10 protein-coding genes and 1 tRNA gene are annotated in these 13,942 nt (G+C 65.3%); 1 reads left to right on the top strand and 10 read right to left on the bottom strand.

The features are described 5' to 3' along the window. Positions 1-84: 84 nt before the first annotated feature. The 5 genes from ACCQ04_RS05525 to prpB all read right to left on the bottom strand — a co-directional run bounded on the left by ACCQ04_RS05525 (position 85) and on the right by prpB (position 8,825). A complete protein-coding gene (locus ACCQ04_RS05525; protein ID WP_226426722.1) occupies positions 85-2,301 on the bottom strand; it encodes a TonB-dependent receptor in 2,217 nt (738 codons plus the stop codon). 188 nt (positions 2,302-2,489) lie between these two features. Continuing rightward, the gene (gene prpF, locus ACCQ04_RS05520; protein ID WP_226426723.1) at positions 2,490-3,689 is read right to left on the bottom strand and encodes a 2-methylaconitate cis-trans isomerase PrpF; all 1,200 of its coding nucleotides are present in this window, start codon (positions 3,687-3,689) and stop codon (positions 2,490-2,492) included. Between the two features lie 68 nt (positions 3,690-3,757). Continuing rightward, on the bottom strand, positions 3,758-6,400 hold the full coding sequence (gene acnD / locus ACCQ04_RS05515) for a Fe/S-dependent 2-methylisocitrate dehydratase AcnD (RefSeq protein WP_226426724.1): 2,643 nt from the start codon (positions 6,398-6,400) through the stop codon (positions 3,758-3,760). Positions 6,401-6,698: 298 nt separating this feature from the next. After that, the gene (gene prpC / locus ACCQ04_RS05510) at positions 6,699-7,853 is read right to left on the bottom strand and encodes a bifunctional 2-methylcitrate synthase/citrate synthase (RefSeq protein WP_226426725.1); all 1,155 of its coding nucleotides are present in this window, start codon (positions 7,851-7,853) and stop codon (positions 6,699-6,701) included. Between the two features lie 75 nt (positions 7,854-7,928). After that, a complete protein-coding gene (gene prpB / locus ACCQ04_RS05505; RefSeq protein ID WP_104568847.1) occupies positions 7,929-8,825 on the bottom strand; it encodes a methylisocitrate lyase in 897 nt (298 codons plus the stop codon). 146 nt (positions 8,826-8,971) lie between these two features. Here prpB and prpR point away from each other — a divergent pair, with 146 nt between their 5' ends. Next, positions 8,972-10,573 carry a propionate catabolism operon regulatory protein PrpR gene (prpR, locus tag ACCQ04_RS05500; RefSeq protein WP_226426726.1) on the top strand — a complete coding sequence of 534 codons (1,602 nt, stop codon included), beginning with the start codon at positions 8,972-8,974 and terminating at the stop codon, positions 10,571-10,573. Between the two features lie 28 nt (positions 10,574-10,601). Here prpR and ACCQ04_RS05495 read toward each other — a convergent pair whose 3' ends face one another. From ACCQ04_RS05495 to mltG, 5 genes are all read right to left on the bottom strand, one after another. Next, the gene (locus ACCQ04_RS05495) at positions 10,602-10,928 is read right to left on the bottom strand and encodes a hypothetical protein (RefSeq protein WP_039523911.1); all 327 of its coding nucleotides are present in this window, start codon (positions 10,926-10,928) and stop codon (positions 10,602-10,604) included. A 306-nt stretch (positions 10,929-11,234) separates the two neighbouring features. Beyond that, positions 11,235-11,309, bottom strand: a tRNA-Val gene (locus ACCQ04_RS05490). Between the two features lie 227 nt (positions 11,310-11,536). Next, positions 11,537-11,890 (bottom strand): PilZ domain-containing protein, encoded by a 354-nt coding sequence (locus ACCQ04_RS05485; RefSeq protein WP_024938459.1) that lies wholly within the window; start codon positions 11,888-11,890, stop codon positions 11,537-11,539. Then, positions 11,887-12,846, bottom strand: coding sequence for a DNA polymerase III subunit delta' (locus ACCQ04_RS05480; protein ID WP_226426727.1), 960 nt, complete (start codon positions 12,844-12,846; stop codon positions 11,887-11,889). Before ACCQ04_RS05480 ends, ACCQ04_RS05485 begins: the two co-directional genes overlap by 4 nt. Beyond that, entirely contained in the window at positions 12,843-13,907 is a 1,065-nt protein-coding gene (gene mltG / locus ACCQ04_RS05475) for an endolytic transglycosylase MltG (RefSeq protein ID WP_154831558.1), read from the bottom strand. The genes ACCQ04_RS05480 and mltG overlap by 4 nt, the downstream gene beginning before the upstream one ends. Positions 13,908-13,942 lie beyond the last annotated feature (35 nt).

Here is a 13,942-nt window from a genome sequence, read left to right as displayed (position 1 = left end):
CGCTGCATGCATCCACTCCTGCGACCATAAAAAAACCGCCGGCATGTTGGCCGGCGGTTCGATAGTGCTACACCACGACGCCGATCAGAAGTTGGCGCGGAACTGCGCACCGACGATGCGCGGGTCGTTGATGAAGCCGGTGAGGTTGTTGAAGTCGATCGCACCGGTCACGCGGATCTGGTTGGTGCAGTTGCGGCAGAACACCGACAACTCATACGTGCCCGCGCCCCAGTTGTAGCCGATCTTGGCGCCGCCCTCGACCAGCGGCTGGCCGGTGAACTCCTTGGAGTCGTACAGGAAGAAGTTCACTTCGCTGCGGTAGGACCAGTCGGTGTAGAAGAACAGCTCGCCGTCGTTGCCCATCGGGATGCCGTAACGCAGGGTGGCGTTGGCCATCCACTTGGCAGCCTGCGGCAGGTCGTTGCCGTCGATGATGGCATTGCCGGCCGCATTGAGCGGGTCGGTCACGGTGCAGGTGCGGCACACGCCCACCGACAGGGTCGGGTCGTCGATGCGGGTCCAGTTGTAGGCGCCGCCGGCGGTGACGCGCAGGTTCTGGGTGAGCAGCGCTTCGAAGTCGAACTCGGCGCCGCGCGCCTTGGTCTTGTCGGCGTTGAGCAGGCGCACGTCGTTGGAGACGCCGCCCACTGCGGTGAGCTGCTGGTTCTTGACGCGGAAATCGTAGATGTCAAAGCTCAGACGCGCGCGGTTGTCGAACAGGTCGGACTTGATGCCGATCTCGAACGAATCCACCGTCTCCGGCTCGGCCACGGTCAGCGGCGCGGTGCCCGAGGGCACGCCGAAGCTGGCGCCGCGGAAACCGCGTGCGGCACGGGCGTACACGTTGACGTCATCGTTGATGGCGAAGGTGGCCGCCAGATCGCCGGTGACCTTGGAGTTGTCGGTCTCGCCGCTGGACGGCTCGACCAGCGTGACGCGGTCCAGCGCCAGCACGTCGAAGGTCTTCTTGTCGTAGGTGTAGCGGATGCCGGCGCGCAGGTTCAGGCGATCGGTGGCCGCGTAGTTCAACGAGCCGAACGCTGCCCACGAGGTATTGCGCTGACGGGTCAATTGGTAGCTGGCCAGATCGCCGCCGCTGAAGGTGTTGTAGGTGTAGTTTTCGCCTTCCACGTCGTCGTGGAAGTAGTACAGGCCGGCCTGCCAGTTGAGCGGGCCTTCGTATTGCGATTCGGCACGCAGTTCCTGGCTGTACTGGTCCAGGCTCTTGATGCCGCCGGCGGTTTCCACCGGGAACGGAATCACGCCCGGGCCGGACGGCGGTGCGAACACCGCGCCGAAGCCGCCGTCGATATCGCCGCGGCTGTAGTACTTGCCGATGCCTTCGTAGGCAGTGATCGAGTGCAGCGCGATGTCGCCCAGGTCCCAGGTCAGATTGGCGCTGCCGCCGTAGGTCTGCAGTTCCTGGTTGTTGGCGCCGTCGATGAAGGACTTCTCTTCGTCGAAGCCGTCCACCAGCTGGTTGGTGCCGGGCTGAATGATGTTGGCGCGGAACAAGCGCGCGGTGCCGTCCAGGTGACGCGCATGCGCGTTGAACAAGGCGCTGAAATCGTCGCTGGCCTGATACAGCAGCTGCAGGCGCACGGCCGAGTCGGTATAGCCTTCCAGATCGCGGCCATCGCGGTTTTCCACCCAGTCGTCGCGGCGCTGGCCCAGCGTGGACAGACGCGCCGCCCAATGGTCGCCCATGGCGATGCTCAGGCCGCTTTCCAGGGTCATGGTGCCGTAGGTGCCGTAGGACAGGCTGGCGTAGCCGTCATTGGCGCCGATGGCCGGCTTGACCGAGTTGAACTTGACCACGCCGGCCGGCGTGTTGCGGCCGAACAGCGTGCCCTGCGGGCCGCGCAGCACTTCCAGGCCTTCCAGATCGAAGATCGGGAAGCCCTTCAGGAATGCGTTTTCCTGCACCACGTCGTCATAGATCAGCGACACCGGCTGCGAGGCATAGGTGTTGAAGTCGGTGTTGCCGTAGCCGCGGATGTACACGCGCGGGAATACACGGCCGTTGGACGACTCGATGTTGAGGCTGGGCGCCTTGCCCGCGAGCACGCGGATATCCGAGCCGCTGGTGGAGATGGCATCCAGGAATTCCGGACGCAGCACCGATGCCGAGACCGGTACGTCCTTGGAATCTTCCGAGCGGCGCTCGACCGTGACCTTGACCGCGTCCAGGCGCACGACACCGTCGTCGCCGGGCGCCTGCTGGGCAGCGGCATGAAGCGGGAGAAGGGAAGCAACGGCAACGGCGAGCGCGCTGATCTTGAGCGACCGGCTGGCGGACATGGGAAGACTCCGAATTCGGTTGGCGGAGCGGCCTGATCTGCATGCCGCGTTGCAACAGAATTAACACGATTTACACAAATTTGGCAGAGCGCGTGCGAAAAAGTTTTCCGAATTCGAAAAGGCGTTCGAATTAATGCAACACGCGCATGCAATTTGTACGTTGGGGCCTGCCCGGTCTCAGCGGGCGATCAGCCGACCCCGGCGTCATCGAACGGCACCCGCACCCAGCCTTCCATCAGCACCCGCGCACTGCGGCTCATCAGTGCCTTGGTCACCTGCCACTGGCCATCCACCAGCTGCGCCTCGGCGCCGACGCGCAAGGTTCCGGAGGGATGCCCGAAACGCACCGCAGAACGCGCCGCGCCGCCCGCTGCCAGATTGACCAGGGTGCCGGGCACGGCGGCCGCGGTGCCGATCGCCACCGCGGCGGTGCCCATCATGGCGTGATGCAACTTGCCCATCGACATCGCGCGCACCAGCAGATCGAGCTCGGCAGCGTGCACCGGTTTGCCGCTGGAGGCGGTGTAATCGGCCGGCGGCGCCACGAACGCCACCTTCGGCGTGTGCTGCCGCGTCGCTGCGTCTTCCACCTTCGCAATCAAGCCCATCCGCACCGCGCCGTGCGCACGCAGGGTCTCGAACATCGTCAATGCACGCGGGTCGCCATTGATCGCTTCCTGCAGCTCGGTACCGGTATAGCCCAGGTCGCGCGCGTTGACGAAGATGGTCGGGATGCCGGCATTGATCAGCGTTGCGGCGATCGTGCCCAGGCCGGGAATCTCCAGCTGATCGATCAGCTGGCCGGTGGGGAACATCGCCCCGCCCTCGCCTTCGGCATCGTCGGCCGGGTCGAGAAATTCCAGCTGCACTTCGGCGGCAGGAAAGGTCACCCCATCCAGTTCGAAGTCGCCGGTTTCCTGCACCTGGCCATCGGTCATCGGCACATGCGCCACGATGGTCTTGCCGATATTGGCCTGCCAGATCCGCACCGTTGCCACGCCGTCGCGCGGCACCCGCGCGGCATCGACCAGGCCATTGGCGATCGCAAACGGCCCCACCGCCGCCGACAGGTTGCCGCAGTTGCCGCTCCAGTCCACGAACGCGCTGTCGATGGACACCTGCCCGAACAGGTAGTCCACATCGTGCCCGGCACGCGTGCTGGCCGACACGATCACGCTCTTGCTGGTGCTGGAGGTCGCCCCACCCATGCCATCGATCTGCTTGCCATACGGATCGGGGCTGCCGACCACCCGCAGCAACAACGCATCGCGCGCAGGCCCGGGCTGCTGCGCGGCAGCGGGTAGATCCTGCAGGCGAAAGAACACGCCCTTGCTGGTGCCGCCACGCATGTAGGTGGCCGGGATGCGGAGTTGGGGGAGCGGGGTCATGGGAGGGCCGGGATTGGGGATTGGAGAATGGGGATTGGGTGGCAGACCCACGGCAGGGGCCATGGACGCTAGTGCGCTTGCGGTACTGATGTCGCTTTCAACAAATCTCGATTCCCGACTCCCGATTCCCGGCTCTCAAGAAAATCCTGCGCAAACCGTTGCAGCACGCCGCCCGCCTCGTAGATGGACACTTCCTCGGCGGTGTCCAGGCGGCAGGTGACCGGCACCTGCACCTGCTCGCCGTTGCGCCGATGGATCGACAGCGTCAGCGTGGCGCCCGGCGTGCGCTCGCCGACCACATCGAAGGTTTCGCTGCCATCGATGCCCAGCGTCTTGCGGTCGGTGCCCGGCTTAAACTCCAGCGGTAACACGCCCATGCCGATCAGGTTGGTGCGGTGAATCCGCTCGAAGCCTTCGGCCACGATCACCTCCACCCCGGCCAGACGCACGCCCTTGGCAGCCCAGTCGCGCGAGGAGCCCTGCCCGTAATCGGCACCGGCAATGATGATCAGCGGCTGCTTGCGCATCATGTAGGTTTCGATCGCCTCCCACATGCGCAGTACCTGCCCTTCCGGTTCCAGCCGCGTCAGCGAACCGGCGGTGACCTGTCCATCGATCACCGCCATTTCGTTGACCAGCTTGGGGTTGGCGAAGGTGGCGCGCTGCGCGGTAAGGTGATCGCCGCGATGGGTGGCGTAGGAATTGAAGTCTTCCTCCGGCACGCCCATCTGCGCCAGGTATTCGCCTGCCGCGCTGCCGGCCAGGATCGCATTCGACGGCGACAGATGGTCGGTGGTGATGTTGTCGCCCAGCACCGCCAACGGGCGCAGGCCCTGCAAACTGCGTGCACCGGCAAGCGCGCCTTCCCAGTACGGCGGGCGCCGGATGTAGGTGCTGGCCGGCCGCCAGTCGTACAACGGGCTCACCTGGATGCCCTGCCCCACGCTGCGCTTGAACATCGGGTCGTAGACGCTGCGGAAGTGCTCCGGCTTGACGCTGCGCGCCACCACCGCATCGATCTCCGCATCGCTCGGCCACAGGTCCTTGAGCGTCACCGGCACGCCATCGGCATCGATGCCCAGCACATCCTTTTCGATATCGAAGCGCACCGTGCCGGCGATGGCATAGGCAATCACCAACGGCGGCGATGCCAGAAACGCCTGCTTCGCATACGGATGGATGCGCCCGTCGAAATTACGGTTGCCCGACAACACCGCGGTGGCATACAGATCGCGTTCGATGATCTCCTGCTGGATCGCAGGGTCCAGCGCGCCGCTCATGCCATTACAGGTGGTGCAGGCAAACGCGACGATGCCGAAACCCAATTGTTCCAGCTCGCCCAGCAACCCGGCCTCTTCCAGGTACAACTGCACCGCCTTGGAGCCCGGCGCCAGCGAACTTTTCACCCAGGGCTTGCGCGTCAATCCGCGTGCATTCGCATTGCGCGCCAGCAAGCCCGCGGCAATGACATTGCGCGGGTTGGAGGTATTGGTGCACGAGGTGATTGCCGCGATGATCACCGCGCCATCGGGCATCTGGCCCGATACTTCCTCCCAGACGCCGGCAATGCCGCGCTCGGCCAGCTCGCTGGTGGCCACGCGCTTGTGCGGATTGGACGGCCCGGCCATGTTGCGCACCACGCTCGACAGGTCGAACTGCAGCACACGCTCATACTGCGCTGTGACCAGGTCATCCGCCCACAGGCCGGTGTGGCGTGCGTAGGTCTCCACCAAGGCGATCTGTGCGTCCTCGCGCCCGGTCAGGCGCAGGTAATCCAGCGTCTGCTGGTCGATATAGAACATCGCCGCAGTGGCACCGAACTCCGGCGTCATGTTGGAGATGGTTGCGCGATCGCCGATGGTCAGCGCGCTGGCGCCGGCCCCATAGAACTCCAGATAGGCACCGACCACACGTTGCTGACGCAGGAACTCGGTCAGGGCCAGCACGATGTCGGTGGCGGTGATGCCGGGCGCCGGCCGGCCCAGCAGTTCCACACCGATGATGTCGGGCAGGCGCATCCACGAGGCGCGCCCCAGCATCACGTTTTCCGCTTCCAGCCCGCCCACGCCCACCGCGATCACACCCAGCGCATCCACATGCGGGGTGTGGCTGTCGGTGCCTACGCAGGTATCCGGGAACGCCACACCGTCGAGCGTGTAGATCACCGGCGACATCTTCTCCAGATTGATCTGATGCATGATCCCGTTGCCCGGCGGAATCACTTCCATGTTTTCGAATGCGCGCTTGGTCCATTCGATGAAGTGGAAGCGGTCGGCGTTGCGGCGATCTTCCACGCTGCGATTCTTGGCGAAGGCCTGCTTGTCGAAACCGGCGTATTCCACCGCCAGCGAGTGATCTACGATCAACTGCACCGGCACCACCGGGTTGACCTGCGCCGGGTCGCCACCCTGCTCGGCGATCGCATCGCGCAGCCCGGCCAGGTCGACCAGCGCAGTCTGCCCCAGGATGTCGTGACAGACCACACGCGCCGGAAACCACGGAAAATCCAGGTCGCGCCTGCGCTCGATCAGCTGGCGCAGGTAGGCCTCCAGCATCTGCGGTTCGGCGCGCCGCACCAGATTCTCCGCATGCACACGTGCGGTGTACGGCAGCGTTGCATAGGCGCCGGGTTGCAGCGCATCCACGGCGGCGCGTGCATCGAAGTAGTCCAACGAGGTGCCCGGCAAGGGCTTGCGGTACTGGCTGTTCATGGCTGGCGATATCGAAGCGGGCGGGGGTATTTTGGGATTTGGGATTTGGGATTTGGGATTTGGGATTTGGGATTTGGGATTTGGGATTTGGGATTTGGGATTCGGGATTCGGGATTCGGGATTCGGGATTCGGGATTCGGGATTCGGGAATCGGGAATCGGGAATCGGGAATCGGGAATCGGATTCAGGATTTCCGGCGTGTAGGGGGATTGCCATCTCTCGTTGCGGTTGCCATCGTCTGATCGCCTTCGTTGAACGAAGGCGATCGTGATGGATCAAGCCAACCGCTGGCGCGTCCTCAGGAGCGTTGATCCAGCGGTACGAAGACCTGATCTTCCGGGCCGGTGTAATTGGCCGAGGGACGAATGATCTTGCCGTCCATGCGCTGCTCGACGATGTGCGCGCTCCACCCGGCAGTTCGCGCCAGCACGAACAGCGGCGTAAACATCGCCGTCGGCACGCCCATCATGTGGTAGCTGACCGCACTGAACCAATCCAGGTTGGGGAACATCTTCTTGATGTCCCACATCACCGTCTCCAGGCGCTCGGCGATGTCGTACATCTTGCGGCTGCCCTGCTCGTCAGAGAGTTCGCGCGCCACCTCCTTGATCACCTTGTTGCGCGGATCGGACACGGTGTAGACCGGGTGCCCGAAGCCGATCACCACTTCCTTGCGTTCCACACGCGCCTTGATGTCGGCCTCGGCCTCGTCCGGGGTGTCGTAGCGTTTCTGCACCTCGAAGGCCACCTCGTTGGCGCCACCATGCTTGGGGCCGCGCAATGCGCCGATGCCGCCGGCGATGGCGCTGTACATGTCGCTGCCGGTGCCGGCGATCACCCGGCTTGCAAACGTGGACGCGTTGAACTCGTGTTCGGCGTACAGGATCAGGCTGGTGTGCATCGCACGCACCCACGAGTCCTTCGGCGCAAACCCGTGCAGCAGATGCAGGAAGTGCCCGCCGATCGAGTCGTCGTCGGTTTCCACCTCGATGCGCTTGCCGTTGTGGCTGTAGTGGTACCAGTACAGCAGCATCGATCCCAGCGAGGCCATCAGCTTGTCGGCGATATCGCGCGCGCCAGGATGATTGTGATCGTCCTTCTCCGGCTGCAGGCAACCCAGCACCGACACCCCGGTGCGCATCACGTCCATCGGATGCGCCGACGGCGGCAGCTGCTCCAGTGCGGTTTTCACTGCCGCCGGCACGCCGCGCAGCGAACGCAGCTTGGCCTTGTAGCCGCGCAGTTCGCCGTTGTTGGGCAGCTTGCCGTGCACCAGCAGGTAGGCAATTTCCTCGAACTCGCTGGTGGTGGCCAGATCCAGGATGTCGTAGCCACGGTAATGCAGATCGTTGCCGCTGCGGCCCACCGTGCACAGCGCGGTGTTGCCTGCAGCAGTGCCGGACAGTGCGACGGATTTTTTCGGCTTGAAGCCGGGATTGACGGTGTCGTTCATGCGATGCGCTCCCAAACGGTGTCGTGTTGCGGTGTCACGGATGAAGTTGCGGAACCTGCACGCAGCAAGGCACGATCATGCGCCTTTGCGTGCAAACAACGCGTCCAGGCGCTGCTCGTAGCCGTGGTAGCCGATGCGCTCGTACAGCTCTTCGCGCGTCTGCATGGTGTCCAGCACGGCCTGCTGATGGCCGTCGCGCCGAATCGCGGTATAGACCGCCTCGGCCGCCTTGTTGGCCGCACGGAATGCCGACAGCGGAAACAGCTGGATCGCCACACCGGCCTGCGCAAGCTGGTCGCGCGTGAACAGCGGTGTCTTGCCGAATTCGGTGATGTTGGCCAGCACCGGCACGCCCACTGCATCGACAAAACGCTTGTAGGTGTCCAGGTCGTACGCGGCTTCGGCAAAGATGCCGTCGGCACCGGCTTCCACGCAGGCGATCGCACGTTCGATCGCCGCATCCACGCCTTCCATCTGGATCGCATCGGTGCGCGCAATCAGGAAGAACGCCGCATCGGTCTTGGCATCGGCCGCCGCTTTGACCCGGTCGACCATTTCGGCCTGGCTGACGATCTCCTTGCCCGGCCGATGCCCGCAACGCTTGGCGCCGACCTGGTCCTCGATATGGCAGCCGGCTGCGCCCGCCTTGATCAGCGACTTGATGGTGCGCTCGATATTGAACGCGCTCGGCCCGAAGCCGGTGTCCACATCCACCAGCAGCGGCAGCTCGCAGACATCGGTGATGCGGCGCACGTCGATCAGCACGTCTTCCAGCGTATTGATGCCCAGGTCCGGCAGCCCCAGCGAACCGGCCGCTACACCGCCGCCAGACAGGTAGATGGCCTGGTAGCCGGCACGCTGCGCCAGCAGCGCATGGTTGGCATTGATCGCACCGATCACCTGCAGCGGCGATTCGGCAGCCAGCGCAGCGCGGAAGCGCATGCCGGCGGAAGCGGTGGGTGAGGACGTCATGGCGATTCCAGGGTTGGGATACGGGATTAGGCGCAAATGGCATGCCAACGCCAAGTCATTGATTCGATTTGGCCAGAACGACACACATGTTGCAAACCTGCAACGCAACGAGCAGCATGCAACATCCTTGCAACGTGGCACCAACGATGCGCAGCCCCAGGTTTACCGAGCCGATGGAGCCCTCTCCACCGGTCATCTGGACCGTCAGCGTCTCTCGCCTGACCGGCCTGCTGGCCGACGTCATCCCCGAGTTCGACCAGCGCGCGCGCATCGAGCAGGTCAACCTCGGTTTTGCCGAGGCGGTGGAGGTCATCGGCCAGCGCCTGCGCCGCGAGCGCTGCGACGTACTGGTCGCCGGTGGCTCCAATGCCGCCTATCTGCGTAGCCGGCTCGCACTGCCACTGGCGCCGATCCAGGCCACCGGGTTCGATCTGATGGAAGCGCTGGCGCGCGCACGCCGCATCGCACCGCGCATTGGCGTGGTCACCCATGCCACCGACGTTCCCTCGTTCCGCGCCTTCCAGGACAGCTTCGACCTCGACATCGAGCACCGCCGCTTCGTCACCGCCGAAGACGCGCGCGACTGCATTGCCGACCTGCGCGCCAGCGGCATCCAGGTCATCGTCGGCACCGGCATGGCGATCGATTTCGCCGAGCAGGCCGGTCTGCCCGGCGTGCTGCTGTATTCGGCAGATTCGGTCCGCCTGGCGCTCGAACACGCCATCGCGCTGGGTACCGCCCCCGGTAACGAGCGCGGCGGCAGCCGCACCGGCACGCGCCGGGTGCGGCGCACCGACGCATTACTTGGCGAAGACGCCGCAATCGCGCATGTGCGCGAGCTGGTGCAGCTGTACGCCCCGCATCCGGGCACCATATTGATCAGCGGCGAGACCGGCACCGGCAAGGAACTGGTCGCGCGCCAGTTGCATGCCGGCAGCCGACGACGCGGCCGTTTCGTCGCCATCAACTGCGGCGCCATCAGCGAATCGCTGCTGGAAGCGGAATTGTTCGGCTACAGCGACGGCGCCTTTACCGGCGCACGCCGCGGCGGCCATGTCGGCCTGATCGAAGCCGCGCAGGACGGCACGCTGTTTCTCGACGAGATCGGCGAACTGCCGATGCCGCTGCAGACACGCCTGTTGCGCGTGCTGGAAGAGCGCGAAGTGCTGCGTGTCGGCGCCACACTGCCGGTCGCCGTCGACGTACGCGTCATCGCCGCCAGCCTGCAGCCATTGCAGGCCCTGGTCGAACAGGGGCGCTTCCGCCGCGACCTTTTTTATCGCCTGGCGGCGTTACGCATCGCCCTGCCGCCGCTACGTCATCGCCCCCACGAGATCGCCTTGTTGCTGGCACATTACTTCCAGCAACTCGGCGCGCTGCCGTCGCCATTGTCTCCAGCAGCGCTGCAGCGGCTGCAACAGCACACCTGGCCGGGCAACGTGCGCGAACTACGCAACCTGGTCGAACGCCTGTGCATCCATTGGAAGGCCCAACCGCACGACAGCCTGGACCTGGATCAATTGCAACGCTGGGCACCCGAGTTGTTCGACATGCGCATTGACGGCAACGTGGCGCCCCCCGAACACAGCGATCTTGCAACCTCGCGCATGCAACTCACTGCCGCAGCGGTCCGCGCAGCGCTCGATCGCGCAAACGGCAATCGCGCCCTCGCCGCCCAGGCGCTCGGCGTCTCGCGCACGACGTTGTGGCGCTGGATGCAGGCGCACGCGTCGGCATCGCCTGCTTGAGATGCAGCTGCGGGCGAGCGCGCAGCGATCACTTGACCCGTGTGTATTCGGTATCGCCCGTGCTCAGGTGCCCGGTCGCCTGGTCGATCGCGTAGTTGACCGTGCCATCGGCGTTGGATACCTGCAGCACGCCCTTGTTCAAGATCGCCGGATGATTCCTGGTCTTGACGCCACCGCCCAGCAGCTCCGGCGTGGTGTCGCGAATGATGAAGCTCTCGCCGTTGTGCTCGATGCTGAGCACGTTCTTCTCCGACTTCATGTTGACCCACTTGCCCACGTACTGCTCGCCCACGTCACGGGCACAGCCCGCCAGCAGCATCATTGCAACCAGAGCACTTCCAAGCAGCGCCTTCATCGCCACTCCTTCTTCAACGCGGGGGATTGCAGGATGGCGATTCGTTCCCGAGCCTGCAACAAGCAGGCACAACCGGATGAACACGGCTGTCAGCGACTTGAACAAATCACTGAATCAACAGGCCATGCACTCGACTCGCACGGATGTCGGCGACAACGACGATTCGACGGCATCGGCCACGTCCATACCAGCACTTCAACCGAGCCAGGTGCCCAGGCTTTGCAGGACACTGCAGGACAACAAAAAAGCCGGCCCATGGCCGGCTCTTCTTCTCGCGCTGAAACCCTTGCTGTTGCTGGGTTTCGATGGTGGGCGGTACAAGGTTCGAACTTGTGACCCTTGCCGTGTGAAGGCAATGCTCTACCGCTGAGCTAACCGCCCGATGACGCGAGCCGCACATTATAGGGCAGCTGCGGCGATCGTCAACAGGTTCATCCACTGCGATGATGATGCGGTCGAAAACGCCGCGTTCCGGTGACCGGGCGCGGCATCCGCGCTAGCTGGCAGCGATGACGCGGCGTTCGATTCGGCGCCGTTCAAACGCCCGACGCGCAGCTTCGATGCCCCGCGTCCAACACGACGGCGATCACGCGCACCCGCACACTGCCTCACATCGTATGCGTCGGCTTGTCCGAGGTCGTCAGGCCCGCCAGCAACATCTCGATCTTGTTGCGCACGCCCTCGCCTTCCGGGCCATCCGGGAACTGTACGCCGATGCCGGCGGCGCGGTTGCCCTGCGCGCCGGCCGGGGTGGTCCAGACCACCTTGCCGGCCACCGGCAGGCGTTCGCTGGAGTCCGGCAGGGTCAGCAGCAGGAAGACTTCGTCGCCGAGCATGTAGCGCTTGGGCGTGGGTACGAAGATGCCGCCGCCTTTCACGAACGGCATGTAGGCGCTGTAGAGCGCCGGCTTGTCCTTCAACGCCAGCGACAAAATGCCCTGGCGTGCATTCATTGCACTCATCGAGTTCCCCTAGAACGTGCCGGACGCTCTCCCTCGCGCCAGGCCAGCAACAATTCCGTCACCGCCAGATCGGCGCGGACGGTGGTGCGCAGCAGGTCGCGGGTGCGATTGGCAGCGTCGAACCAGGTCGCCAGCTTGTGCAACCGCGATGGATCGGTCAAGCCGGCCGATGCCTGTGCCAGCGCAAGGTCTGCCGCGTGGCGCAGACGTTGGTCGGCCTGGCCGTCGTTGGTCCAGCGCTGCGCGATATCCACTGCGCTGGCGCGCCCGGCGGCGATCTGCTCCAGGTCCTGCGCCACCGCACGGCGCACCGCCAGGCCGTCCTCGCGCAGCCACTGCGCCGCAAGCCCCGGATGACCGCGTGCGGCATCCAGCGCTTCCTGTGCAGCCCGTTCGTCGACACCTTGCGACAGCAGCCAGGCCAGCGCCTCGTGCGCGGGCGGCAGCTTGAATTCCAGACGCTGGCAGCGGCTGCGGATGGTCGCCGGCAGGCGCGCCGGCTGCGCGCTGATCAACCACAGGTAGCGCCCCGGCGAGGGTTCTTCCAGCGTCTTGAGCAAGGCGTTGCAGGCGGCGCGATTGATCGCATCGGCCGGGTCGACGATCACGATCTGGGCAATGCCGTATTGCGGGGTCAGCGAGAGCTTTTGCGAAATTTCGCGTACCTGCTCGATCACGATCTCGGTGCGCAGCTTGTCGCCGGTGCGGTTGGGAATGAACGAGATCAGCTGCAGGTCCGGGTGGGTTCCGGCCGCGATCAGCTGCCGGCTGCGCTGCGCCAGCGCCGGGTCCGGCGAACTGGCCAGCACATGCTCGGCCAGCGCCAGCGCCACCGCACGCTTGCCCAGACCATCCGGCCCGCAGATCAGCAGGCCGTGCCCGAGCCGGCCGGCGTCCAGTGCCGCCAGCGCCTGGTCGTAGGCGCGCTGCTGCCAGGGTGAAAACGCAGTGGTCATGGAGTGGACTCCGGTTGCGGCAGGCGACGGCGCTGCAGGTAACGCGCCACCGCGGCATTGTGTTCGGCCAGGGTGGCCGAGAACGCATGCGCGCCGGTGCCATCGCCGACCGCCACGAAGTACAGGGCGTTCCCCGGCGCCGGACGCACCGCCGCCAGCAAGGCCTCACGGCCGGGCATGGCGATCGGCGTCGGGGTCAGGCCGGTACGCGTGTAGGTGTTGTACGGCGTATCGGTGGTCAGATCGCGGCGGCGGATATTGCCGTCGTAACTGCTGCCGATGCCGTAGATCACGGTGGGGTCGGTCTGCAGCTTCATGCCCAACTGCAGGCGGCGCAGGAACACGCCGGCAATCAACGGGCGCTCCGAGCCCAGCGCGGTTTCCTTTTCGATGATCGAGGCCAGGATCAAGGCCTGTTCCGGCGAGCCGAGCGGCAGATCCGGCGCACGCTGCTCCCAGGCCTGCGCCAGCGCCTTGTCCATGGCCAGGTGGGCACGCTTGAGCACGTCCAGATCGCTGTCGCCGCGCTGGTAGAGATAGGTTTCCGGCAGGAAGCGCCCTTCCGGGTGCTGGTTGGCGAACCCCAGCCGCGCCATCAACGCCGCATCGTCCAGCGCAGCGATGGATTGCTGCAGCGGCGTGGCGGTGGCGATCGCGGCGCGCAGCTGGCGGAAGTTCCAGCCTTCCACGATGGTGAAGCGGTACTGGATCACCCGGCCCTGGCGCATGCGTTCGAGCAGCTCGCGCGGCGACAGCGCCGGCGCCAGCGCGTATTCGCCCACCTTGAGCTTGCCGGCCGCATCGACCTGGCGCGCGAGCAACTGCCATTCCAGATCGGTGCCCTGCGCCACGCCGGCGGCGCGCAATTTGCGCAACGTGGCCTTGAGCGAATCGCCGGGCGCAATCACCACGCTGGGCGCGCTCGCGCTCACCGGTGTCTCGGCAAAGTGCAGGTAATGCCGCCACGCCACCAGCCCCGCAATCGCCAGCAGCGCCACGAGCAACAGGGCCGTGCCCAGCACAGCCAGACATCCACGTTTGCCAGTCACCGCCACACGCACCTCGTCATTGCCCCAGCGCCGCGCAGGATACCGCG

This window comes from Xanthomonas sp. NCPPB 2866, from assembly GCF_041475745.2.
Classification (GTDB): domain Bacteria; phylum Pseudomonadota; class Gammaproteobacteria; order Xanthomonadales; family Xanthomonadaceae; genus Xanthomonas; species Xanthomonas arboricola.
The sequence above is the reverse complement of the archived record's forward strand: the minus strand, read 5'-3'. Positions and strand labels throughout refer to the sequence as shown.

Bases quoted from the DNA above. Each gene is read 5' to 3' on its own strand.
- ACCQ04_RS05525 (WP_226426722.1), bottom strand. From the start codon at position 2,301: ATGTCCGCCAGCCGGTCGCTCAAGATCAGCGCGCTCGCCGTTGCCGTT.
- prpF (WP_226426723.1), bottom strand. From the start codon at position 3,689: ATGACCCCGCTCCCCCAACTCCGCATCCCGGCCACCTACATGCGTGGC.
- acnD (WP_226426724.1), bottom strand. From the start codon at position 6,400: ATGAACAGCCAGTACCGCAAGCCCTTGCCGGGCACCTCGTTGGACTAC.
- prpC (WP_226426725.1), bottom strand. From the start codon at position 7,853: ATGAACGACACCGTCAATCCCGGCTTCAAGCCGAAAAAATCCGTCGCA.
- prpB (WP_104568847.1), bottom strand. From the start codon at position 8,825: ATGACGTCCTCACCCACCGCTTCCGCCGGCATGCGCTTCCGCGCTGCG.
- prpR (WP_226426726.1), top strand. From the start codon at position 8,972: ATGCGCAGCCCCAGGTTTACCGAGCCGATGGAGCCCTCTCCACCGGTC.
- ACCQ04_RS05495 (WP_039523911.1), bottom strand. From the start codon at position 10,928: ATGAAGGCGCTGCTTGGAAGTGCTCTGGTTGCAATGATGCTGCTGGCG.
- ACCQ04_RS05485 (WP_024938459.1), bottom strand. From the start codon at position 11,890: ATGAGTGCAATGAATGCACGCCAGGGCATTTTGTCGCTGGCGTTGAAG.
- ACCQ04_RS05480 (WP_226426727.1), bottom strand. From the start codon at position 12,846: ATGACCACTGCGTTTTCACCCTGGCAGCAGCGCGCCTACGACCAGGCG.